This is a genomic window from Maritalea mobilis (genome assembly GCF_019800885.1).
GTDB lineage: Bacteria > Pseudomonadota > Alphaproteobacteria > Rhodobacterales > Rhodobacteraceae > Roseibacterium > Roseibacterium beibuensis.
This window is the reverse complement of sequence record NZ_JAHVKE010000004.1, coordinates 175,456-197,681: the sequence shown is the minus strand read 5'-3', so window position 1 is coordinate 197,681 and position 22,226 is coordinate 175,456. Positions and strand designations below refer to the sequence as shown.

Genomic DNA, 22,226 nt, shown 5'->3' with positions numbered 1-22,226 from the left:
CGCCCGATGAAGCGCACCCAAGGTGAAATCGAACAAAGCAGCCGTGGAATCGGTCGCCGCAGCCTTGTGCTGGGGGGCCTGTTCGTGGCCACGGGCGGCGTTCTGGCAGCGCGCATGCGGTATCTGCAGGTCGAACGCGCCGATGATTTCCGCCTGCTGGCCGAGGAGAACCGGATCAACATCCGCCTGCTTCCGCCCGCGCGCGGCCTGATCTTCGACCGCTCCGGCGTGCTCTTGGCCGGGAACGAACAGAACTACCGCATCACCGTTGTGCGCGAGGATGCGGGCGACGTCGATGCCGTGCTCGCGGAACTGGGCCGGATCGTGAATCTCGACCTCGTGGCGCTGGAACGCGCGCGCGAGGAAATCAACCGCCGCCCGCCTTTCGTGCCCGTGACAGTCGCCGACCGCCTGAGCTGGGAAGAGCTGTCCTCCGTCGCGGTAAACGCCCCCGCCCTGCCCGGCGTGAACCCCGAAGTCGGCCTGAGCCGCGTCTACCCGATGGGCGCGGATTTCGCGCATGTCGTGGGCTATGTCGGCCCGGTCAGCGACTATTACCTCGAACAGACAGGCGACACCGACCCCGTGTTGCAAATCCCCGATTTCCAGGTCGGGCGCTACAATGTCGAAGCGCGGATGGAACAGACCCTGCGCGGCAGCGCCGGGTCCCGCCGGGTCGAGGTGAATGCCGGTGGCCGCGTCATGCGAGAGCTTGACCGCGACCCCGCCGAACCGGGATCGGATGTTCAGCTGACCATCGATGCCGGGCTGCAGAATTACGTCGAGGCGCGCCTGACCGGTGAAAGCGCGGGGGCTGTCGTGATGGAATGCGACACGGGCGAAGTGCTCGCCATGGCCTCGGCCCCCACCTTCGACCCCAACCTCTTCGTGCGCGGCATCTCGACCACCCAGTGGCGCGGGCTGAACGAAGACCCGTATCGCCCGCTGGCCAACAAGGCGACGCAGGGCCTCTACCCGCCCGGATCTACCTACAAGATGATCGTCGCGCTGGCCGCGCTGGAGGCCGGGGTCATCACGCCGGACGAGACGATCTCCTGCGGTGGTTTCGTCGAGGTCGGCAACCGCCGGTTCCACTGCTGGCGCCGGGGCGGGCATGGCCGCATGGACATGGTCCAAAGCCTCGCAGAGAGCTGCGACGTCTATTACTACGAGCTTGCCCAGCGCGTCGGGATCGAGGCGATCTCGGCCATGGCGGTCCGCCTGGGGTGCGGGGTGCGCCACGATCTGCCGCTATCCGGGATCGCCGAGGGGCTTGCCCCCACGATGGAATGGAAGCGCGTCAACCGCGGCGCCGACTGGGTGGTTGGCGACACGCTGAACGCCTCCATCGGGCAGGGATATGTCCTGTCGTCGCCGCTGCACCTTGCCGTCATGACCGCACGCATCGCGACCGGCCGCGCCATCGCCCCGACCCTCGTGCGCTCGATCGACGGCCTGCCCGAGGCCGCCACCCCGGCCCCCGACCTCGGGATCGACCCGGCGCATCTGGCCGTCGTCCATCGCGGCATGTGGGCCGTGAACAACGACCGGCGCGGCACGGCCTTTGGCAGCCGCGTGATGGAGGATGCCTACGCCTTCTCGGGCAAGACCGGCACAAGCCAGGTGCGCAACATCACCGCCGCCGAACGCGAAGCCGGCGTGATCCGCAACGAAGACCTGCCCTGGGAACGGCGCGACCATGCCCTCTATGTCGGCTACGCCCCGGTCGAGGCGCCGCGCTATGCGGTCTCGGTCGTGGTCGAGCATGGCGGCGGCGGGTCTGCCGTGGCCGCCCCAATCGCGCGGGACATCCTGCTGCGCGCGCAGGTGGGCGACGTGCCCCCGCCCGAGCTTTACCCCGTGGGCCAGCGCCGCGAGATCGAAGAGATGCACCGACGCCTGCCGATCCTGCCCGAGCCGCCCCAACCCACGGGCCGCGAGGCACGCCGCCCCGGTCGTGACGGACGGGACCGCGCATGAGTTTTCTCGAATACAACGTCAAGTCGACCCCGACAGGGTGGCGCAAGGCGCTGCACCTGAACTGGGCGCTGGTCCTGCTGCTGACCGCGGTGGCCAGCGTCGGCTTCCTGATGCTCTACTCGGTCGCCGGCGGCTCGATGTCGCCCTGGGCCGAACCGCAGATGCAGCGCTTCGGCCTCGGCCTTGTGGCGATGTTCGTGATCGCCATGGTACCGGTCTGGTTCTGGCGCAACATGTCCGGCGTGGCCTTCGGGCTGTCGATCCTGCTGCTTCTCTACGTCGAATTCTTTGGCTCGGTTGGGATGGGGGCGCAGCGCTGGATCGACCTTGGCTTCATGCGCCTGCAACCCTCCGAGCTGACCAAGATCACCCTCGTGATGATCCTTGCCGCCTATTACGACTGGCTCGATCTCGACAAGGTCTCGCGCCCTCTCTACGTCGCGATCCCGGTTCTGCTGATCCTCGTGCCCACCTATCTGACCCTGCGCCAGCCCGACCTCGGCACCGCGCTCCTGCTGCTGATGGGGGGCGGGGCCGTGATGTTCATCGCGGGCGTGCACTGGGCCTATTTCGCCGCCGTGATTGGCGCGGGCGTGGGCGCGGTCAGCGCGGTCTTCGCCTCGCGCGGGACGTCGTGGCAACTCTTGCAGGATTACCAGTATCGCCGCATCGACACGTTCCTCGATCCCACCTCGGACCCGCTCGGCGCGGGCTATCACATCACGCAATCCCAGATCGCGCTCGGGTCGGGCGGCTGGACCGGGCGCGGCTTCATGCAGGGCACCCAGTCGCGGCTGAATTTCCTGCCCGAGAAACACACCGACTTCATCTTCACCACGCTGGCCGAGGAATTCGGCTTCGTCGGCGCGGCCTCGCTGCTGGTGCTCTACATCCTCATCCTCGCCTTCTGCATCGTGACCGCGGTCACGGCGCGCGACCGGTTTTCCTCTCTTCTGGTGATGGGGATCGCGGTGGCCTTCTTCCTCTATTTCGCGATCAACATGGCGATGGTCATGGGCCTTGCGCCGGTTGTGGGCGTTCCCCTGCCCCTGGTCAGCTACGGCGGCTCGGCCATGCTGGTGCTGATGGCCGCGTTCGGCCTTGTGCAGTCGGCCCACGTGCATCGCCCTCGCTAGACCCGGCCGCCCCACGCTGCTAGCCCTTCGGCCAAGACCTGCCAGAAGGAGCGCCCGCACCATGACAAACCGTCCCGTCATCCTCTTCGCCGCCAAGCCGCAACGCTGGGGACAGTACGAGGCCCCGCTGCGCGCCGCGCTGGCCGATGCGGGCCTTGGCGACGCCACCTTGGTGACCGAGGCCGCGCCCGAAACTGTCGATTACATTGTCTATGCCCCCAACAGCGACGTGCAGGATTTCACACCTTACACGCGGCTCAAGGCCGTGCTGAACCTCTGGGCCGGGGTCGAGGACGTGGTCCACAACACGACCTTGCGCGTACCGCTGGCCCGCATGGTCGATGACGGGCTGACCGAGGGGATGGTCGAATGGGTGACCGGCCATGTCCTGCGCCATCACCTCGGGATGGATGCGCATATCCACGGGCAGGACGGGGTCTGGCGGGCCGGCATCGTGCCGCCGCTTGCCCGGGATCGCCGCGTCGGGGTGCTCGGCCTCGGCGCCCTCGGCGCGGCCTGCGCCAAGGCGCTGCATGGCCTGAACTTCGACGTCACCGGCTGGTCGCGCAGCCCCAAGAGCATCGACGGCATCACCACCACCCATGGCGAAGACGGGCTGGCCGACACCCTCGCTCGGTCCGAAATCCTCGTCCTGCTCCTCCCCGACACCCCGGGCACGCAGAACATCCTGAATGCCAGGACGCTGGCGCTGATGCCCAAGCGCGCGATGATCGTGAACCCCGGTCGCGGGCCGCTCATCGACGACAACGCCCTCCTCGCCGCGCTCGACAGCGGGCAGATCGGCCATGCCACGCTGGACGTTTTCCGAACCGAACCGCTGCCGCCCGAACATCCCTTCTGGGCGCATCCCAATGTCACCGTCACGCCCCATATCGCGTCGGAAACGCGCCCCGGGTCGGCCTCGCGCGTCATCGTCGAGAATATCCGCCGCGGCGAGGCTGGCCTGCCCTTCCTGCACCTCGTCGACCGCGATCTCGGCTACTGATGCAAATCTTTATCCCGCAAATATGCCCGCGCGAAGCGCGACAGCGCGCAAAGGGGCTCGATGCCCCTTGGCGCGCTTGCCCGGGCGACGTCGAAGACGGCGCAATCCCTCGGGGCTTCAGCGCAAGCGTGGCGGCTTGTCGGGATCCATCCCGGGGTTCGCGCCCGCATTGACCTCGGGTTTCGGCGCCTCGGGCAGGTCGAAGCGCAGACCCATCCGCGCAAGCCGCGCACAAACCGGGTCGGACGGGCGGAAAAAGCCCACATCCAGCACCCCAGCCTCCAGCCCCGAAAAGGTCAGCGCCTCGCCCACCGCGCGGGCGAGCGACGGCTCCGCCCCCGGCAACGGCTCGACGAAGGCCAGCAGGTGCGAGCGGCGCCCGTCGCCATAGCTCACGGCGACCAAATAGGCCATCCGCGCCAAGCCCTCGGCCGATGCCAGCCGGGCATCCAGCGCAGATAGCAAGCGGTCCGGCAAGCCGGCGGGGGCCGATATCTCTTCCGGGCGTTCCTCGACCTCTTCCGGCCGGTTGGCCAGGGTCTCGGCCAGCCACGACAGGGCCGAGGCCTCAAGCACCATCTCGGACGGCGCATCGAGGTTGACGGCCAGGCCCAAACCCTGCCCCGCCAGCATCTCGGCCAGGACGCGCCCGGACAGCGCGGCATAGCGTGCTGCCGCCCCGGCGAACCCCGACAGCCGCTCCTCGCGATCGAAGGCGACGACCAGTTGCGCATCCGCCGTCGGAAAGATGCGCGGCCGGATCGTGTTGCCTTGGGCCTGGTCCTCCAGCAGCAGGAACAGTTCCGAGGCCGCCAGCCGGTCGTAATAGCCAAGCCGCGCGGCATCGTCCTCGGGCGCGGCCTGCATCGCCGCGAAAGCCTCGTCCAACGGGGTCGTCATCTCAGCACCTCCTGCACCCGGTCGCGCAGGACCGGCAAAAGCTCGGCCTCGAACCAGGGGTTTTTCTTCAGCCACGCGGTATTGCGCCAGGACGGGTGCGGCAAGGGAAAGACCGCGGGCGCATGGTCGCGCCAGCCCGCGACCCGCTCGGTCACGCTCAACCGCCCACCCATGTGCCAGCCTTGCGCATAGCCCCCGATCAGCAGCGTCAACTCGATCCCCTCCAGCACCGCCATTGCGCGCGCGCGCCAGGTCTCGGCGCAGACCTTGGGCGGCGGCAGGTCGCTGCCCTTCGCGTCATAGCCCGGAAAGCAGAAGGCCATGGGCACGATGGCAACGCGCGACCGGTCGTAGAACGTCACCTCGTCCACGCCCATCCAGTCGCGCAGGCGTTTGCCCGACTGGTCCCAGAACGGCGTATTGGCGTGGTGCACCCGCATCCCCGGCGCCTGGCTTGCGATCAGGATCCGCGCACCGGGCTGGAACCACAGGACCGGGTTCGGGCGATGCGCCGTGGCGGTCGCGGCGAAGCGCTCCGCGCAGATCCGGCAGGCCGACAGGTCGCTGTGTAGTCTCTCGAAGTCCATGGGGCGGAGCTAGGCCATCAGCGGCCCAAGGAAAAGGACTCGACATAGATCAATGTTTCTATATTTATAGAATCATGAAACAAGAGCCCCTCTCCCTATCGCATCTCACCCTCGCCGCGACGGCCTTCGCCGCACTCGGCTCCGAGGCGCGCCTTGCCATTCTGCGCCGCCTTGTTCGCGCCGGCCCGGCGGGCCTGCCGATCGGGCAGTTGGGCGAGGATGTTGGCGTCACCGGTTCGGTCCTGACGCATCACCTGAAACAACTCGTCTCTGCCGGGCTGGTCAGCCAGCAACGGGAGGGACGTCGCATCCTGTGTTCCGTCGATCATGCCCGGGTCCAGGACCTCTCAGAATTTCTTATCCACGAATGCTGCGCCGATATGGGCGGGCATTCCGCACAGGACACGCCGCAATGACTGATCTCTCCGCGTCCCTCCGCCCCATCGGCTCGGCCTGGGCCAAACTCGACAAGGTGCTGCTGACCGGCATCGCCATCGTGCTGATCCAGTTCGCCTTCGACCGCACGGCGGTGCCCGCGACCCTTGTCGAGATGCTCGACCATTTCTGGGGCACCCTGCCCTTCATCCTCTTCGCGGTCGCCGCAATCGCGGTGATGAAGGCCAGCGGCTCCGAGCGCCTGCTCGATGGGGCCTTTCACGGACGCGAGGGGCGGATGATCTTCCTGGGCGCGCTGGTAGGGGGGCTGTCGCCCTTCTGTTCCTGCCAGGTCATTCCGTTCATCGCTGCGCTTCTGGCGGCGGGCGCGCCGCTCTCGGCGGTCATGGCCTTCTGGTTGGCGTCTCCGCTCATGGACCCGGCGATGTTCGCGATCACTGCGGGCGGCATCAGCCCGGAATTCGCAATCGGCAAAACCGTTGCCGCTGTTTTGCTTGGCCTGACCGGTGGCCTCACCGTCAAGCTGATGGCGAATACCGCGCTCTTCGTGGACCCGCTCAAGGCGCAACCCTCGGTAGGCGGCTGTTGCTCGGCGAAAAAACTCACGCTGAACTGGCGCTTCTGGCAAGAGGCCGACCGCCGGCAAATCTTCGGCTCGGCGGCATGGGACAACCTTGTTTTCCTCGGCAAGTGGCTGCTCTTTGCCTACCTGCTGCAAGCGCTGCTGATCCGCTATGTCCCTGCAGACCTGATCGCGACCGTGATCGGCGGCGACGGCATCGGGCCGGTGGTTCTGGCCGCATTGGTGGGGGCGCCCGCTTACCTCAACGGGTACGCCGCCGTTCCTCTGATCTCGGGACTGCTGGAACAGGGGATGAGCCCCGGCGCCGCGATGGCCTTCGTGATCGCGGGCGGCGTGAGTTGCATCCCGGCGGCCGTGGCGGTCTGGGCGCTGGTCAAGCCGCGTGTCTTCGCCGCCTATATTGGCTTTGCGCTCCTCGGCGCGATCCTCGCCGGGCTGGCTTGGGGCGCCTACGCCTGAGCCCGTACGCACCCTACGCCTTGGTCCCAGCATGTGCCGCCCTGTCGCATCGTTGTGACAGGGCGGCCACTGCGTAGACTGGCGATTGATTCCCGATATGTCTAAAAATCTATCGGTTTTGTAACGGTCTGGACATAATGCCGCCTAATTGCGGATTTACCCCTGACCCCGATCCAAGCGGCACGAAGATTGCAAGGGTCGTGGCAGTCGTTTCTTGAGTTGAAGGGCAAACATGCTCGAATTCGTCGATGTCTCGAAGTCATTCTGGACCGGGGAACGCCGCAAGGTGATCCTGGATCGGGCGTCGTTTCGCGTCGACCTCGGCTATTCGTTGGGCATCATGGCGCCCAACGGCACCGGCAAGACGACCCTGATCAAGATGATGGCGGGCCTCGAGAAACCCGACGAAGGCAATATCTACCGCAATTGCCGCGTGTCCTTTCCACTGGGGTTCATGGGCGGCATCGTGCCCCGCCTCAGCGCCACCGAGAACGCGCGCTACATCGCGCAGCTTTACGGGCTCGACCCCGACTATGTCGAAGCCTTCAGCCGCTGGGTCTGTGGCATCGAGGAATATTTCGATATGCCCGTGGGGACTTATTCCTCGGGAATGCGGGCCCGCTTCAGTTTTTCACTGCTTCTTGCGCTTGAATTTGACATATACCTCATCGACGAGGGGATGCCTGCATCCACAGATGCCGAGTTCAATCGCCGGGCTGGCAGTATCCTTGCGGATCGTTTGAAGAACTCGACTGTTATCATCGTGTCCCACCAGGCAGCGACACTTGAAAAATTCGCGCGGCGCGCGGCCGTTCTCACGAACGGGCAACTGGTGGAATTCGACACGCTCGAAGAGGCAAAGCAGCTTTATGACTACGAAACCCAAGGCTAGAAAATTCCGCATCCGTCAAAGCGACGGGGCCGGGGCGCAGGCCAGACAGGGCCGGGCTGCGAACCTGGACGTCGCCGCCCCCGTCGATGACGCCGGGCGCGACACCTCTGTCATCGACACCGCGCCACAACCGTCCCGGCCCGAACCGGTCGAGGACGGGTTCGGCGCGACCGCTTTTCCGGGCTCTGCGGCGCATGATCGCCTTGTTCAACGCAACACCGAGAGCGCCCGGGCCCAACCCGCGGCGGTCCCGACGGTCGAGGAGGAACTGGCCGCGATCCGCGCGGAAGGTCTGACCGGCCGGCAATTGCGCATGGCCCGCCGCACCGCGCAGAAGCATGGCCTGTCGCCCAGTTCGGATTTCGACGCCGTGCGCTTGCTGCGCGCCCGGGGCATCGATCCTTTCGCCCGCTCCAACATGCTGCAACTGGTGGTGGATGAAAGCGAGACCCACACAAGGCAGACCGGCGGCGGCGCACAAGACCCGAACGCTGGCATGCCCGCGACACGCGGTGGGGCCAACCTGCCTGCCCCCGCCCGGCAGATGCAGCCCGCGACGCAGCAACCACCCGCGCCGCCCGGGCGTGTATCGCCCCTCGACCAGGACGAACGCGCCCGCGAAATCATGCGCGTGCAGCGCGACATCGCCCGCCGTCGTCGCAAGCGCCTGCTGCTTCTGGCCAGCCGGCTCGCCTTTTTCGTTCTGCTCCCGACCCTGCTGGTGGGCTACTATTACTATCGTGTGGCGACCCCGCTTTTCGCCACCAACACCGAGTTCGTGATCCAGAAGGCCGAAAGCGGCGGCACGGCTGGTGGCCTGGGCAGCCTTCTTGGCGGATCCAGTTTCGCGACCGTGCAGGAAAGCATCACGGTGCAAGCCTATCTCGAAAGCCGCGAGGCCATGCTGCGGCTGGACGAGGAACTCGGCTTCCGCGAACATTTCTCCAGCGAAGAGATTGACCCCCTGACCCGGATCGCCCCCGATGCGACGATCGAGGATGTCTACGACGTCTATCGCCGGCATCTGGAGATCGGCTACGACCCGACCGAGGGCCTGATCCGCATGGAGGTCGCCGCCGCCGATCCCGAGGTCAGCCAATCCTTCTCCGAGGCGCTGATCCGCTACGCCGAAGAGCGCGTCGACCGCATGAGCCAGCGCCTGCGCGAAGACCAGATGGCCGGCGCACGCGAAAGCTACGAGGATGCCGAGAGCCGTGTGATCGAAGCGCAGGCCCGCGTTCTGGAACTGCAGGAACGCCGCGGCGTTCTGAACACCGAGAACGAGGTGTCGACCGTGTTCCAGCAGATTTCGAGCTTCGAGATGCAGGCGCAGGAAGAACGCCTGCGACTCGCTGAGATGACCTCGGTCGCGCGCCCGAACCCGACCCGTGTCGAGGTGGCCGAGCGCAACATCGCCCGCCTCGAGGCCCTGATCGCAGAGCTTCGTGCAGGTCTGACCGAGACAGAGGATGGCAGCGCCTCGCTGGCGCGCATCCAGTCCGAATTGCTGATCGCACAGGCCGACCTGGAAACCCGGCAGATGATGCTGGCCGAAGCGTTGCAGGGCATGGAATCCGCCCGCATCGAGGCGAACCGCCAGTCGCTCTACCTGTCGATGGGGGTTTACCCGATCCCGCCCGATGCGCCGGCCTATCCGCGCGCCTTCGAAAACACGCTGCTGGCGCTGCTGATCTTCTCGGGCATTTACCTCATGGTCTCGATGACGGTATCGGTGCTGCGCGAACAGGTCTCCTCCTGATCGCGCAGACCCACCGACCGCCAGCATCGAAAGGCCCCCATGCACGAGTTCGATATCGGCCCGCTGACCGTGGGCAATGACCGCCCGCTGACCGTGATTGCCGGGCCCTGCCAGTTGGAAAGCCTCGACCACGCGTTGATGATCGCGCGGCACATGGCCGGGGTCTGTGCCCAGGCCGGGGCGGGCTACGTCTTCAAGGCCAGCTACGACAAGGCCAACCGCACCAGCCTGACGGGCAAGCGCGGGGTCGGCATGGAGGCCGGGCTGAAGATCCTCGCTGCCGTGAAGGACGAAATCGGCTGCCCCGTGCTGACGGACGTGCATACCGCCGAGCAATGTGCCCCGGCGGCCGAGGTCTGCGATATCCTGCAGATCCCCGCCTTCCTGTGCCGACAGACCGACCTTTTGCTGGCCGCGGGCGAAACCGGCGCCGCGATCAACGTCAAGAAGGGCCAGTTCCTTGCGCCGTGGGACATGGCGAACGTCGCCGACAAGGTCGCGTCCACCGGCAACAGCCGTATCCTGCTGACCGAGCGCGGGACCAGTTTCGGCTACAACACGCTGGTCGCCGACATGCGCGGCCTGCCCGAGATGATGAAGACGGGCTATCCGGTGGTGATGGATGCCACCCATTCGGTGCAGCAACCGGGCGGCCAAGGCGGATCATCCGGCGGGCAGCGCGAGTTCGCCCCGGTGATGGCACGCGCGGCTGTCAGCCTCGGCATCGCGGCGGTCTTCATCGAAACGCACGAAGCCCCCGACACGGCCCCCTCGGACGGGCCGAACATGATCCCGCTCGACCAGATGGGTGCGCTGATCGACGGCCTGATGGCCTTTGACCGGCTGGCCAAGGCCGACCCGATCCGCCTTTGATTCAGGCGGCCCTTCCGGCAGGCCGAAAACCGGCCTAACCTGCGCCGCGAAAGCAAGTCTTGGCGGCGCATTATGCTCAAACGGTTTCTTCTGCCCCTGCTGCTGGTGGTGGCATCCCTCGCAGCCCTCGTCCCAGCCGCGGCGCAGAGCGACGGGGGCCAGCCCGACGGCACCATCGCTGTGGAATCGGACGGCGCGCAGGATGCCGCCATCGCCGTGCGCATCCGCGATATCCTCGGGCAACTCGACGGTTATGAAAATGTCAGCGTCAGGGTGGCGGACGGCATCGTCACATTGCGCGGCACAGCCCTCGACGCGCAGCAGATCGAGGCGTTGAACGGCCTCGTCTCGCGGGTGGAAGGCGTTGTCGCCATCGAGAACCAGGTGACCGAGTCCACCGATGTGGTCGAGCGCCTCAACCCCGCGATCGAGCGGATCGAGGGGCGCATCGCGCAGTTCATCTCCTACCTGCCGCTGATCCTCGTGGCTGCCACGGCGGGCCTGTTCGTGATCTGGCTGGGGTTTTTCCTCGCGCGCCGATCCTGGCCGTGGGACCGGATGGCGCCCAATGCCTTCATCGCCGATATCTACCGCCAGATCGTGCGGCTGGTCTTCATCATGGGCGGTATCGTCCTGACACTGGACCTGCTGAACCTGACGGCGCTGCTGGGCACCATCCTTGGCGCGGCGGGGATCGTCGGCCTGGCCATCGGTTTCGCGGTGCGCGACACGGTCGAGAATTTCATCTCGTCCATCATGCTGTCGATCCGGCAGCCGTTCCGCCCCAAGGACCTTGTCGAGATCGAGGGCGAGATGGGCCATGTCATCCGCCTGACCAGCCGCGCGACGATCCTGCTCAGTCTCGATGGCAACCATATCCGCCTGCCGAACTCGATGGTCTTCAAAGCCAAGATCATCAACTACACCCGCAACAACGAACGCCGGTTCACCTTCCTGCTGGGGGTGCATCCCGATGCCGATATCGCGCAGGCGCAGGCGATCATTCTCGACGCGCTGAACGAATTGCCCTTCACGCTGGACAACCCCGCCCCCGGCGTCTGGGTCGAAGGCCTGGGGGCCTCGACCATCGATATCACCGCCGCCGCCTGGATCATGCAGCACAAGACCTCGATCGGGATGGCCAAGGGCGAGGCGATCCGCGTGGTCAAGGCGCGGCTGGAAGAGGCGGGAATCACCCTGCCCGAGCCCACCTACCGCCTGACGGGCACCGGCACGGTCGAGACCATCATCACCGACCGCCCGTCGCGCAAACCCGAGGCTCCGGCTCCCACAGCCGAACCGGTCGAGGCGCAACAGGTCGGCGCGGGCGAAACCCAAGCATTGCAGGAGATTATCGAGGCCGAACGCGAAGCATTGCCGGACGATGACCTGCTGCAGCGCGAGGCGCCGCAGGAATAGAGCGGGGCAGGCGCAGCACTGAGCAAAAAGTGCCCGACAGGTCTTGATCCCGCCGCAGCGATTGAGTAGCTAGCGCGGCACGGTTGGGGTGTAGCCAAGCGGTAAGGCAGCGGTTTTTGGTACCGTGTACCGTAGGTTCGAATCCTACCACCCCAGCCATGACCATCCGAAAATGTCATATAGCCCAAGAAAATAGGGCTGTCGCAGACCGCGCGGAATCAGGTGTATCCCACAGCGACGCCGTTGGGATACATCGTGGGATACATCAGACGCAGACGCAGCGCGCCACGGCTCCCGCGCGCCGGCGTCCAACGGCCGGCCCCTACCTCCTCCGCCGTGGCCGCACCTACTATTTTCGCAAACGCCTTCCCAAGCTCATCGCAGAAAAAAGCGGTCGGACGTTTCTGCGTCTGTCGCTTCGAACCCCTCTCCGCATTGAAGCGATGAGCCGGGTCAGCCGCCTCATCGCCGTGTGTCAGAACACAGAGGCGGACCTGATGACCGAGCTTGCCGACCAAAGCCTTTCCCCGGAAAAAATCTCAGCGATCCTGACCGAGACCCTCCGCGCAGAACTTGCCCGCATTCTGGCCGAGCAGGACCAGGGATCAAACTCGCCGGATGCAGAGATCGACAATCGGATCTCCGCTCTGGACACCCGCCGATCCTCCCTGCGTCGCCAGGCGCGCCGGAACGATTATTCGGAGATCGAACCGCAGGTCCTCGCAGCGGCCCGCGTCCTGCAGCTGGCGTTGCGGGCGCCCCTCTCTCCCGACCTGGGCCGTCGGGCCACCGATCTTGTTCGTGACATCCTCGCACACGAGGCCGAGGTGCTCGACGGAGCCGACGCGCGAACCGAAGCGGTCGGATTGGTCGAGCGGTTCTCCACGGCCTCCGTCGAGGCGTTCGCGGCGGCTCCGGTCCTTCTGTCATCGGCCATCGAAGAAACCCGCCAGATGTATCCCACGAAAGCGATGAAAGGGAACATCGACGCGATCGCGCAGCTGGCGCTGACCTATTTCGGCGATATCCCGGTCGTCGTAATCACTGACGACAGGCAAAAGGCGTTCTTCGCCTGGATGGCACGCCTGCCAAAAAGCCATGGCAAAAGGCACGGCAAGAACCGTTATTGTCCGAGCGAACCCAAAGATCCCTCGAAATATGTCTTCACCAAGCAAGACGAGATCGACGCGGCAGACGCCCAGGATGAAGACGTCATGCAGGAGATCCGCGCCCTCAACCACCTCTCGAATACCGAGAAACGCGCCCTTCTGGTGGAGCGCCTGCAACCGCGCCTGACGATGACCACGATCCGGCGCAATCGCGATGGTCTGAACCGGCGTTGTTGCAAAAGTCTGACGCCCAAGGATTCACTTCGCGAATCCATGGCGTTAGACGCGGTGCATGAGCAAGCCATCCCCCGCCCGCTATCGCACGACGAACTGGTCCGGCTACAACGCGTCGCTCAGGAAGCGGGGGTCTCTGCTCATCTGGGTCGACAAGGACATGACCTGGCGCGCGCCGCGTGACGGTCGACCCGGACGTCCAGCGGTGTTTTCCGATGCGGCCATACAGTTCTGCTTATCGATCAAAGTCCTGTTCAAGTTGCCGTTGCGCCAGACCGCCGGAATGGTGGCCAGCCTGCTGAGACTGGCCGGCCTGGACTGGCCCGTGCCGGACTTTTCCACGCTTTGCCGCAGGCAAAAGACCTTGGCCGTCCAGGTCCCGTATCGCCGTGCGGACGGCCCGCTGAACCTGCTGGTCGACAGCACCGGGATCAAGTTCCTCGGCGATGGCGAATGGCAGGCTCGCAAGCACGGGGCGCAAGGCCGACGCCAATGGCGCAAGGTCCATCTGGCCATGGACCCGGCCACATCCGACATCCGAGCGGTGGAGTTCACCCCCAGCCGCGACGGCGACAGCCCCGTGCTGCCCGACCTGCTCGACCAGATCCCGGCAGGCGAGCAGATAGGCACGGTTACCGCCGACGGCGCCTACGACACACGCCGCTGCCACAAGGCCATCATCGAACGCGACGCCGTTCCGATCATCCCAATCCGAAAGAACGGACGTCTCTGGAAAGAAGACTGCCCGGCTGCACGCGCTCGCAACGACACCCTGCGCGCGACGCGATACTACGGGCGGGCGTTCTGGAAACGCTGGACCAGATACCACGCCCGCAGCCGGATCGAGGCGAAGATGCGCTGCCTGAAATCCTTCGGCGAGCGTATCATGGCAAGAGACCCCGACCGACAGACCGCCGAAATCCACATCCGCATCGCCCTCATGAACCGCTTCAACGCCCTCGGCACCGCCAAGATCGTCCGCGTGGCATGACGTCAGTGGGGTAAGGGGACCTCACGACTCAGGCCGGGGTAATGCAACAACGCCATGGCGTGAACGCGCTAGCGCTGGCCGAGGCTGCGAACAAGTCCTTCGCCGAGGGCCGCCCGGTCGAGGTGACAGCCGACATGACGGGGGTTTGAGCCATGAGCTTCACCCTCGCCGCCTGCGCCGAAATGCTCTGGCAGGACAAACCGATCGAATGGCGCTGTGCCAAGTTGACCGAAATGGGGTTTCAGGTGGGCCTATGGAATTGGCCCGACCACGACCTGACCAAGTTGGAAGCCTCGGGCGCGACCTTTTCCATCATGAATGGCTACCTCGAAGGGCGCCTTTGCGATGATGCGGGCGCGGACATGCTGCTCGCCTCGGCGCGCGAGACGGCAGAGGTCGGCAAACGGCTTGGAGTCGCGCGGCTCAACCTGCATGGAACCGGCCTCGGCGAGGGCGGGCGGCCCGTTCTGGCCGAAACCTCGACCCCCAAAAAGTGGGTCAAGGCGCTCGATACCCTGAACCGCATTTGCGACATGGCCGAAGAGTTGGACGTGGTCTTCACGCTGGAGAACCTCAACTTGCCCGTCGACCATGCCGGAGTGCCCTTTGCCCGCGCCGAGGAGACACTCGCTCTCGTCTCGGCGATCGACCGGCCCCAGCTGCGCCTGAACCTTGATCTCTATCATGCGCAGATCGGCGAGGGGAACTTGATCGACCTCTGCGAGGCCTGCTTGCCCTGGATCGGTGAAATTCAGGTCGCCGACGTTCCTGGCCGTTGCGAGCCGGGCACCGGCGAGATCAACTACGCCGGTGTTGCGCGGGCGCTCAGGTCCATGGGCTATTCAGGCCCGGTGGGTATGGAGGCCTTCGCATCGGGCGACCCGGTAGCAGCCCTTGACGCCTTCCGCGCCGCGTTTGACGACTCATAGGGCCATCCGCCAGTTGGCATCGCAGCTATGGCGAGCGACAGCTTTTTGTCAGCCTTTTCGCTCGCCACCTAATCGCGCCCAGACCTTGCGGGCTCTGGACCCGCTGCGGTGGGATACATGATCTGCTTCCGACTCAATTTGCTTGACACCATATCCTTAGATCTGGCATTAATTTATTATATATCAACAACTTAGCAAGAAATCCTACCACCCCAGCCATGACCATCCAAAAATGTCATAAAGCCCAAGAAAAAAGGGCTGCCGCAGACCGCGCGGACACCCGTGTATCCCACATCGGCGCCGTTTGGGTACATTCTGCGACACATCGGACGGAGACGCAGCGCGCCACGCCCTCGTGCCTCGGTGAAAAGCGGCCACCAATAGGTCGCACTGGGGCGACGGCGGGACGTCTGGCACCCCGCCGCCGCCGCAGGCTCAGGTCTTGGACTATGCCGCGAACCGGTGGGGCGTCGACTGCCCAAGACGCCGCCTGAAGGCTGCAAGGCAGAGCGCCGCGATGGCCAGTTCCACGACGAGGGCACCGATGACGCTGCCGGATGGCATCCCGTCCATCGCAAGCCCGACCAGCCGCCCGACCGGAAACGCGATGAAGACCGTCAGGGCCACCGCCATGCCAACGGGCAGGATCGCGTGCCGCCAGAGGCCGAGCAGCATCAGCACGCCACACCCAGCCAGGCCGGCGCCGGGTGCGCGCAATTCGCTCAGCAGGCTGGCGTCTTGCCCCAGGATGATGCCGTAGCCGGCATAGAAGGCCTGCGGCGCGAACAGGATGAACGCACCGATGACAAGCGCGGTGAAGCCGGAGACGCCAAGCGCGATCTTCTCAAGCAGGGTAGGTTTCATGTCATGTTCCTTTCGCGCGGGGTTTCAGGCGGCTTGCGTCCAGGCACCGCTTCGGGCGGCGACTTGGGCGAAACCGGCAAAGTCGCGGGGCGCGCGGCCAAGTGCACACATCACGCCGTCCGTGGTGTGGGCGTTGCGCCCGTCCAGCGTTTCGCGCGCGATGGCGGTGAAGACATCGGCGACGAAGGGACCGCCAGCCTGCGCGACGTTTGCGTGAAACTCCTCGAAGCTGATCGGGATGTGCCGGATCTCGCGGCCGGTGGCCTGGGAAAGCTCTGCCGCCATCTCCGCGAAGGTCATCAGCCGCGGGCCGGTCACCTCGTAGAGCGCGCCCTTGTGCCCCTCCTCGGTCAGAGCGGCGACCGCGACATCGGCGATGTCGTCGATATCGATGATGGGCTCTGCAACATCGCCGCCGGGCATCGGGAGGACACCGGCCAGCACCGGATCGCGCAAGTAACCTTCGGAGAAGTTCTGCGCGAACCATGCCGCCCGGACGATCGTGAAATCGACGCCGGACGCGCGCACCACCTCTTCGCCGAGCCGCGCATGATGCTCGCCCCGACCGGACAGCAGCACAAGGTGCTCGACGTCCACGTCACGGGCCGTTTCGCAGAGGGACTCGAGCTTTTCCACGGCGCCCGGGAAGGCGAGATCGGGGAAGTAGGTGACATAGGCCGCACGGGCCCCGCGCAGGGCCGGTGCCCAGGTCTCCGGTGCCTCCCAGTCGAAGGGCGTTGCGGAACTGCGCGAGCCGCGGCGCACGGGAATGCCCCGCGCCTCAAGGCGGTTGGCGACGCGGCGGCCGGTCTTGCCGGTTGCGCCGATAACAAGAATGTCCTGGTTTTTCATGGGGTATCTCCTTGGCTTTGGTAACGGTAGCCAAGGGATAGGCGGGCAGAGGCTGCGCGGTATTGATCGACGGCGCCAGCCTTTTGACCCAAGTCGCCAATGCGTCCGTCAGCGGTGGGACATCTCCTTGCGGTAGGTCGCGGGCGTCGTTCCGACCCAGCGCTTGAAGGCGCGGGTAAAGGCGCTTTGCTCGGAAAACCCGGTAAGGAACGCGATTTCGGCCAGGGAATGGCTTTCATCCCGCAAGAGGCCCTCGGCAAGGTCGCGGCGGGTTTCCTCGGCGAGGGTCTGAAAGGTCAGTCCGTGCTCGGCCAGCCGCCTGTGAAAGGACCGCGCACTCAGCCCGAGGCCGCGCGCGATCTCGGCCATCTTCGGCGCGCCCTCGTTGAGGCTTTGGGCAATCGCGGCCCTTGCCTGCGCGACAAGGTCGGGGTCTCGGGCAATCTCGGACAGTTCCGCGTCGAGATGCGTGGCGAGATAGTGCGAGATCCCCTCGTCCCCGAGGATGTTGGACCGGGCCAGCATCTCGTCGGAATAGAAGATCGCGTCAAGTTCGGCGCCAAAGCGCACCGGGCATCCGAACCAGTCTTCATGCGCGGCGGTCGTGCGCGGGGCGGGATGCCGGACCAGCACCTCCACGGGCGCAAGCGGCTCGGGGCAGACCTGCCGCGCGATCGACACGGCGCTGGCAAGGGTCGCTTCGTTCGACAGCCGCATTCCGAGACGCCGTTCGCCCGCGCGGTGCAGGATGAACAGCGTGCCGCCGTCCGCCGGGCGCAACTCGTATTCGACGACGCTGGTCCACAGACGCGCATAGCGTTCCACCCGCGCATAGGACGCCCCGAGGGTCGTTGCCGCCTTGAAGGCCAGCCCAAGCGCGCCGTATTCGTCAAGCCGCATGGAGGCGCCCACCCGCACCGGCAGGTCGGTCACGTCGATCTGTGCGGCGATCCGTTCGAGCATGTCATAATAGCGCTCGGCCGGAACCATCTGCCCGGCGTCCCAAGGACCCTCGGGTGAGATCCCGACACTGGCCAGCATCTCCCCGGCATCGACCTTATCGCCCGCTGCCGCGACCATCTTGCGCGCAAAGAGCGACGTCACATACCCCATGGGGCACATCCTACGATGCGCGGGGGTGGCCGCCAAGCGTGCGGTGGGGTCGGCCCTCCCGTTTGCCGGGTCCAGCTGACGCCTTGGGACCGTCTGCAGGACAAAACCGTAAGGCAGAGACTGTCCACCCGTCTCGATCAGACGCGCCGCAAGGGCACATCGCGGCCCGTCTTCAGCGCGGGGATTTGCGCGCGGGCGGCTTGAACCCGCGACAGGTCAAGGTCCAGCACCGCAAGACCTGGCGCATCCCGGCCCAGATCGGCAAGCACCTTGCCCCATGGATCGACCGCCAGCGCGTGACCCCAGGTTTCGCGCCCATCGGCATGGTGGCCGGCCTGCGCCGCCGCCAGCACGAAGGCCCCGGTCTCGATCGCGCGGGCACGCAACAGGACCTCCCAATGGGCCTGCCCCGTCGGCACCGTAAAGGCAGAGGGGATGAAGATGATCGTCGCGCCCTCCTGCCCGTAGCGGCGGTAGAAATAGGGAAAGCGCAGGTCATAGCAGATCGACAGGCCCCACGGCCCCCAGGGCGTGTCCAGCATCACCGCCGCCTCGCCCGGGGCGAAGCGTTTCGACTCGCCGATGGGCGCTTGCCCCTCGATCGCCACGTCGAAGAGATGCACCTTGTCGTAGTCCGCCCGGATCGCGCCGGTCGCATCGATCACCGCGGAATGGTTCAGGAACCGCCCGTCCGGCCCCAGAACGGGGGTCGAGCCCGCGTGGATCCAGATGCCATGCGCGGCGGCAAGGTCACGGCAGGCCAGCAGAAACGGGTCATCCTCGGAGGCGACCACCTGTGTGCGCGCCACCTCGGCATTGCGGTTCATCAGCCCCGCAACCTCCGGCAGGCACAGAAGCTCCGCCCCCTCGCCCGCCGCCCGAGCGGCGAGGTCGGTCACCGTCGCGATGTTCTCGGCATGGGTATCGGCCGAGCACATCTGCGCCAGCGCGACGCGCAGGGTGGCGCGCTCAGCCACGGCTGCTGAGCGTGCGGGAGACGGCGTCTTTCCAGCCCGCGTAGCGCGCCTCGCGCGTGGCGCCGTCCATCTGCGGCTTGAAGGTGCGTTCCAGTGCCCAATCCTCGGCGAAGGCCTCGAAGCCGGGGTAAACGCCTGCCTGCATCCCCGCGACCCAGGCCACGCCAAGCGCCGTCGTCTCCAGCACTTCGGGCCGGTCCACATCGGCGCCAAGGATGTCGGCCAGGAATTGCATCGTCCAGTCCGAGGCGGTCATGCCCCCGTCGACACGCAGCACGTTCTCGGCCCCGCCGGCCCCCTGCCAGTCGGCCTCCATCGCCTCCCACAGATCACGGGTCTGGAACCCCACGGACTCCAGCGCCGCCCGGGCGATTTCCTGCGGTCCGGTGTTGCGGGTCAGCCCGTAGATCGCGCCCCGGCAATCCGGATCCCAATAGGGCGCGCCCAGCCCGGTGAAGGCGGGGACGAGGTAAATCGTTTGCGAGGGGTCACCGGCCTCGGCCAGCGCCTGGCTGTCGGCGGCAGCATCGATGCAGCGCAGCCCGTCGCGCAGCCATTGCACCACGGCCCCGGCGACGAAGATCGACCCTTCCAGCGCGTAGGTCGGCTTGCCATCGAACTGGTAGGCGATGGTGCCGAGCATCCGGTTTTGCGACCTGACCAGCGTGTCGCCGGTGTTGAGCAACGCGAAACAGCCCGTGCCATAGGTCGATTTCAGCATCCCCGGCTGGAAACAGGCCTGCCCCAGCGTCGCGGCCTGCTGATCACCCGCCACCCCGCGAATGGCGATCCCGGCCCCGAACAGCGCCGGGTCGGTCGTGCCGAACTCCGCCCCACAATCAAGAACCTCGGGCAGCAGGGCGCGCGGGATGTTGAAAAGGCGCAGGATGTCCTCGTCCCACTCTCCCTCGCGGATATTGTACAAAAGTGTGCGGGCGGCATTGGTCGCGTCGGTCACGTGCCGCTGACCGCCCGTCAGGTGCCAGATCAGCCAGCTGTCGATCGTACCGAAGGCAAGCTTCCCGGCCTCGGCCTTTGCGCGCGCACCCTCGACGTTCTCCAAGAGCCAGGCCAGTTTCGACCCCGAGAAATACGGGTCGAGCAGCAGCCCGGTCTTCTCCTGCACCATCGGTTCATGGCCACCCTCACGCAGCTTGGCGGTCATCGACGCCGTGCGCCGATCTTGCCAGACGATGGCCTTATGCACCGGCTCTCCGGTCTCGCGATCCCACAGCACGACGGTTTCGCGCTGGTTGGTGATGCCGATGGCGGCGATCTTCTCGGCGCTCGTCCCGGCCTTCTCCAAGGCACCGCGCACGGTGGCCAGCACCGTGTCCCAGATCTCCATCGCGTCATGTTCGACCCAACCCGAGGCCGGGAAATGCTGGGTGAATTCCTGCTGCGCCGAGGCGACGGGCCGGTGATCGGCGCCAAAGACGATGGCCCGCGTCGAAGTCGTTCCCTGGTCGATGGCCAGAACCTGCGTCATGCCGTGCCTCCCCTCTCGTCTCGCTGTTGTCGAAGCCTACCGGCCACGCGCCGGGCTGCAAGTCATTCGGCGGCCCGGGCCTGACGCTCGGCCAGCATCCAGTCGTCGATGACCGCGATCTGCTCCGCGCTCAACCGCAGGCCCAGCTTCGAGCGCCGCCAGACCACGTCCTCGGCCGCTTGGGCATATTCGCGCGTCATCAACCAGCGCACTTCGGCCTCGGTCAGGGTCGCGCCGAAATCGCGCCCCAGATCCTCGGCACTCTGCGCATCGCCCATGATCTGCGCCGCCTCGGTCCCGTAGGCGCGCACAAGGCGCAGCGCCCACCGCTCGGTCAGGAAGGGATGCGCCGCGCGCAGATCGGCCACCAGCCGTGCCACCCCATCCACCGGGAAATCGCCGCCCGGCAGCGGCAGCCCCGCCGTCCAGACACCGCCCGCCTTGGGAAAGAAGGGCGCGATCTTGGCCAGCGCATCCTCGGCCAGCTTGCGATAGGTGGTGATCTTGCCGCCAAAGACGTTCAGCATCGGCGCGCCCGCGTCGTCCAGCGACAGCACGTAGTCGCGCGTCGCCGCCGTGGCGCTTTTTGCCCCGTCGTCATAGAGGGGCCGCACCCCGGAATAGGTCCAGACGACATCCTCGGCGCTGATCGGGTCTGCAAGGTATCCGTTGACGAAACGGATCAGGTAATCGCGTTCCTCCGGCGTGCAGACAGCCTCGGACGCATCGCCGTGATGCTCCTGATCGGTCGTGCCAATCAGGGTGAAATCCGTCTCGTAGGGAATGGCGAAGATGATGCGCCCGTCCGAGCCCTGGAAGAAATAGCACTTGTCATGGTCGAACAGGCGCCGCGTCACGATATGGCTGCCGCGCACAAGGCGCACGTTCTCGCTGGAGTTCTGCCGCGCCACGTTCTGCACGATATCGGCAACCCACGGTCCCCCGGCATTGACCAGCGCGCGGGCCAGATGATCGGACCGCACGCCACCCCGCTCGACCGTCACGCGCCACAGATCACCCTCGCGCGTTGCTGACACGACGCGGGTGCGCGTGAGGATCGTCGCACCCCGCGCCTCGGCGTCACGGGCATTCAGCACCACAAGCCGCGCATCCTCGACCCAGCAATCGGAATACTCGAACGCCTTCTCGAACTTGGGCTTGAGGCCTTTGCCCTCGACCGACCCCTTCAGCCGCAGGGTCCTGGTCGCGGGCAGGATCTTGCGCCCCCCCAGATGGTCATAAAGGAACAGCCCCGCCCGGATCAGCCAGTCGGGCCGCCGCCCCTTCATCCAGGGCATGACCGCGGTCAACACGCGCGAGGTGGGCGTCTCGGAATCGAACCGCATTTCCTTCGACAGCGGCAGGACGAAGCGCATCGGCCACGAGATATGGGGCATCGCGCGAAGCAGCGTTTCCCGCTCGGCCAGCGCATGGCGCACGAGGCTGAATTCGAAAAACTCCAGGTAACGCAGCCCGCCATGGAACAGCTTGGTCGAGGCCGAACTGGTCGCGCCCGCCAGGTCCCCCATCTCGGCAAGGCAGACGGAAAGGCCCCGCCCCGCCGCGTCGCGGGCGATGCCGCAGCCGTTGATGCCGCCGCCGATCACGAAGATGTCGTAGGTCCGGTCGTTCATGGGTGGCCTCGCGCGCCGAGTCCCGTTTGGTCGATTTTTTTCAT

19 protein-coding genes, 1 tRNA gene and 1 pseudogene are annotated in these 22,226 nt (G+C 66.1%); 13 read left to right on the top strand and 8 right to left on the bottom strand.

The genetic code is table 11. The features are described 5' to 3' along the window. Nucleotides 1–6 precede the first annotated feature (6 nt). The 3 genes from mrdA to KUV65_RS15350 all read left to right on the top strand — a co-directional run bounded on the left by mrdA (nucleotide 7) and on the right by KUV65_RS15350 (nucleotide 4,122). Entirely contained in the window at nucleotides 7–1,980 is a 1,974-nt protein-coding gene (gene mrdA / locus KUV65_RS15360; protein WP_222191602.1) for a penicillin-binding protein 2, read from the top strand. Further along, nucleotides 1,977–3,116, top strand: a complete 1,140-nt coding sequence (rodA, locus tag KUV65_RS15355) for a rod shape-determining protein RodA (protein ID WP_222191601.1) — start codon at nucleotides 1,977–1,979, stop codon at nucleotides 3,114–3,116. Before mrdA ends, rodA begins: the two co-directional genes overlap by 4 nt. Before the next feature lie 61 nt (nucleotides 3,117–3,177). Beyond that, nucleotides 3,178–4,122 carry a 2-hydroxyacid dehydrogenase gene (locus tag KUV65_RS15350; protein WP_222191600.1) on the top strand — a complete coding sequence of 315 codons (945 nt, stop codon included), beginning with the start codon at nucleotides 3,178–3,180 and terminating at the stop codon, nucleotides 4,120–4,122. Nucleotides 4,123–4,239: 117 nt separating this feature from the next. Here the strand turns inward: KUV65_RS15350 and KUV65_RS15345 are convergent, their stop codons facing one another. Next, nucleotides 4,240–5,022 (bottom strand): SseB family protein, encoded by a 783-nt coding sequence (locus KUV65_RS15345; RefSeq protein WP_222191599.1) that lies wholly within the window; start codon nucleotides 5,020–5,022, stop codon nucleotides 4,240–4,242. Continuing rightward, nucleotides 5,019–5,609, bottom strand: coding sequence for a uracil-DNA glycosylase family protein (locus KUV65_RS15340; RefSeq protein WP_222191598.1), 591 nt, complete (start codon nucleotides 5,607–5,609; stop codon nucleotides 5,019–5,021). The genes KUV65_RS15345 and KUV65_RS15340 overlap by 4 nt, the downstream gene beginning before the upstream one ends. A gap of 74 nt (nucleotides 5,610–5,683) precedes the next feature. On the opposite strand from KUV65_RS15340, the gene KUV65_RS15335 reads away from it, so the two are divergent. The 10 genes and pseudogenes from KUV65_RS15335 to KUV65_RS15295 all read left to right on the top strand — a co-directional run bounded on the left by KUV65_RS15335 (nucleotide 5,684) and on the right by KUV65_RS15295 (nucleotide 15,253). Further along, nucleotides 5,684–6,025 (top strand): ArsR/SmtB family transcription factor, encoded by a 342-nt coding sequence (locus tag KUV65_RS15335; RefSeq protein ID WP_222191597.1) that lies wholly within the window; start codon nucleotides 5,684–5,686, stop codon nucleotides 6,023–6,025. Continuing rightward, on the top strand, nucleotides 6,022–7,047 hold the full coding sequence (locus KUV65_RS15330; protein WP_222191596.1) for a permease: 1,026 nt from the start codon (nucleotides 6,022–6,024) through the stop codon (nucleotides 7,045–7,047). Before KUV65_RS15335 ends, KUV65_RS15330 begins: the two co-directional genes overlap by 4 nt. A 232-nt stretch (nucleotides 7,048–7,279) precedes the next feature. Next, nucleotides 7,280–7,939 (top strand): ABC transporter ATP-binding protein, encoded by a 660-nt coding sequence (locus tag KUV65_RS15325; protein WP_222191595.1) that lies wholly within the window; start codon nucleotides 7,280–7,282, stop codon nucleotides 7,937–7,939. After that, on the top strand, nucleotides 7,917–9,698 hold the full coding sequence (locus KUV65_RS15320; protein ID WP_222191594.1) for a hypothetical protein: 1,782 nt from the start codon (nucleotides 7,917–7,919) through the stop codon (nucleotides 9,696–9,698). Before KUV65_RS15325 ends, KUV65_RS15320 begins: the two co-directional genes overlap by 23 nt. Nucleotides 9,699–9,737: 39 nt before the next feature. Continuing rightward, nucleotides 9,738–10,571 (top strand): 3-deoxy-8-phosphooctulonate synthase, encoded by an 834-nt coding sequence (gene kdsA, locus KUV65_RS15315; RefSeq protein WP_222191593.1) that lies wholly within the window; start codon nucleotides 9,738–9,740, stop codon nucleotides 10,569–10,571. 72 nt (nucleotides 10,572–10,643) lie between these two features. Then, a complete protein-coding gene (locus tag KUV65_RS15310; protein WP_222191592.1) occupies nucleotides 10,644–11,990 on the top strand; it encodes a mechanosensitive ion channel domain-containing protein in 1,347 nt (448 codons plus the stop codon). Nucleotides 11,991–12,074: 84 nt separating this feature from the next. Further along, nucleotides 12,075–12,149, top strand: a tRNA-Gln gene (locus tag KUV65_RS15305). Then, nucleotides 12,149–12,457 (top strand): annotated as a pseudogene (locus tag KUV65_RS18270) (DUF6538 domain-containing protein); the annotation flags it as partial. The gene KUV65_RS15305 and the pseudogene KUV65_RS18270, both read left to right, overlap by 1 nt. A gap of 934 nt (nucleotides 12,458–13,391) precedes the next feature. Continuing rightward, entirely contained in the window at nucleotides 13,392–14,324 is a 933-nt protein-coding gene (locus KUV65_RS15300) for an IS5 family transposase (RefSeq protein ID WP_222191591.1), read from the top strand. Nucleotides 14,325–14,476: 152 nt separating this feature from the next. Then, the gene (locus KUV65_RS15295) at nucleotides 14,477–15,253 is read left to right on the top strand and encodes a TIM barrel protein (RefSeq protein ID WP_222191590.1); all 777 of its coding nucleotides are present in this window, start codon (nucleotides 14,477–14,479) and stop codon (nucleotides 15,251–15,253) included. A gap of 447 nt (nucleotides 15,254–15,700) precedes the next feature. Here KUV65_RS15295 and KUV65_RS15290 read toward each other — a convergent pair whose 3' ends face one another. The 6 genes from KUV65_RS15290 to glpD all read right to left on the bottom strand — a co-directional run bounded on the left by KUV65_RS15290 (nucleotide 15,701) and on the right by glpD (nucleotide 22,182). Then, complete coding sequence (locus KUV65_RS15290) at nucleotides 15,701–16,117, bottom strand: DUF4345 domain-containing protein (RefSeq protein WP_222191589.1); 417 nt, start codon at nucleotides 16,115–16,117, stop codon at nucleotides 15,701–15,703. A gap of 24 nt (nucleotides 16,118–16,141) precedes the next feature. Continuing rightward, complete coding sequence (locus KUV65_RS15285; protein ID WP_222191588.1) at nucleotides 16,142–16,969, bottom strand: NAD(P)H-binding protein; 828 nt, start codon at nucleotides 16,967–16,969, stop codon at nucleotides 16,142–16,144. A gap of 108 nt (nucleotides 16,970–17,077) precedes the next feature. Beyond that, nucleotides 17,078–18,082 carry an AraC family transcriptional regulator gene (locus KUV65_RS15280; RefSeq protein ID WP_261331828.1) on the bottom strand — a complete coding sequence of 335 codons (1,005 nt, stop codon included), beginning with the start codon at nucleotides 18,080–18,082 and terminating at the stop codon, nucleotides 17,078–17,080. Nucleotides 18,083–18,219: 137 nt separating this feature from the next. Beyond that, a complete protein-coding gene (locus KUV65_RS15275; RefSeq protein WP_222191586.1) occupies nucleotides 18,220–19,059 on the bottom strand; it encodes a carbon-nitrogen hydrolase family protein in 840 nt (279 codons plus the stop codon). Further along, nucleotides 19,052–20,548 carry a glycerol kinase GlpK gene (gene glpK, locus KUV65_RS15270; RefSeq protein ID WP_222191585.1) on the bottom strand — a complete coding sequence of 499 codons (1,497 nt, stop codon included), beginning with the start codon at nucleotides 20,546–20,548 and terminating at the stop codon, nucleotides 19,052–19,054. Before glpK ends, KUV65_RS15275 begins: the two co-directional genes overlap by 8 nt. A gap of 62 nt (nucleotides 20,549–20,610) precedes the next feature. Next, entirely contained in the window at nucleotides 20,611–22,182 is a 1,572-nt protein-coding gene (gene glpD / locus KUV65_RS15265; protein ID WP_222191584.1) for a glycerol-3-phosphate dehydrogenase, read from the bottom strand. Between the last annotated feature and the right edge of the window lie 44 nt (nucleotides 22,183–22,226).

Bases quoted from the DNA above. Each gene is read 5' to 3' on its own strand.
- KUV65_RS15290 (WP_222191589.1), bottom strand. From the start codon at position 16,117: ATGAAACCTACCCTGCTTGAGAAGATCGCGCTTGGCGTCTCCGGCTTC.
- KUV65_RS15325 (WP_222191595.1), top strand. From the start codon at position 7,280: ATGCTCGAATTCGTCGATGTCTCGAAGTCATTCTGGACCGGGGAACGC.
- KUV65_RS15295 (WP_222191590.1), top strand. From the start codon at position 14,477: ATGAGCTTCACCCTCGCCGCCTGCGCCGAAATGCTCTGGCAGGACAAA.
- glpK (WP_222191585.1), bottom strand. From the start codon at position 20,548: ATGACGCAGGTTCTGGCCATCGACCAGGGAACGACTTCGACGCGGGCC.
- KUV65_RS15345 (WP_222191599.1), bottom strand. From the start codon at position 5,022: ATGACGACCCCGTTGGACGAGGCTTTCGCGGCGATGCAGGCCGCGCCC.
- mrdA (WP_222191602.1), top strand. From the start codon at position 7: ATGAAGCGCACCCAAGGTGAAATCGAACAAAGCAGCCGTGGAATCGGT.
- KUV65_RS15330 (WP_222191596.1), top strand. From the start codon at position 6,022: ATGACTGATCTCTCCGCGTCCCTCCGCCCCATCGGCTCGGCCTGGGCC.
- KUV65_RS15300 (WP_222191591.1), top strand. From the start codon at position 13,392: ATGAGCAAGCCATCCCCCGCCCGCTATCGCACGACGAACTGGTCCGGC.
- KUV65_RS15335 (WP_222191597.1), top strand. From the start codon at position 5,684: ATGAAACAAGAGCCCCTCTCCCTATCGCATCTCACCCTCGCCGCGACG.
- kdsA (WP_222191593.1), top strand. From the start codon at position 9,738: ATGCACGAGTTCGATATCGGCCCGCTGACCGTGGGCAATGACCGCCCG.
- KUV65_RS15310 (WP_222191592.1), top strand. From the start codon at position 10,644: ATGCTCAAACGGTTTCTTCTGCCCCTGCTGCTGGTGGTGGCATCCCTC.
- glpD (WP_222191584.1), bottom strand. From the start codon at position 22,182: ATGAACGACCGGACCTACGACATCTTCGTGATCGGCGGCGGCATCAAC.
- rodA (WP_222191601.1), top strand. From the start codon at position 1,977: ATGAGTTTTCTCGAATACAACGTCAAGTCGACCCCGACAGGGTGGCGC.
- KUV65_RS15350 (WP_222191600.1), top strand. From the start codon at position 3,178: ATGACAAACCGTCCCGTCATCCTCTTCGCCGCCAAGCCGCAACGCTGG.
- KUV65_RS15280 (WP_261331828.1), bottom strand. From the start codon at position 18,082: ATGGGGTATGTGACGTCGCTCTTTGCGCGCAAGATGGTCGCGGCAGCG.
- KUV65_RS15320 (WP_222191594.1), top strand. From the start codon at position 7,917: ATGACTACGAAACCCAAGGCTAGAAAATTCCGCATCCGTCAAAGCGAC.
- KUV65_RS15285 (WP_222191588.1), bottom strand. From the start codon at position 16,969: ATGAAAAACCAGGACATTCTTGTTATCGGCGCAACCGGCAAGACCGGC.
- KUV65_RS15340 (WP_222191598.1), bottom strand. From the start codon at position 5,609: ATGGACTTCGAGAGACTACACAGCGACCTGTCGGCCTGCCGGATCTGC.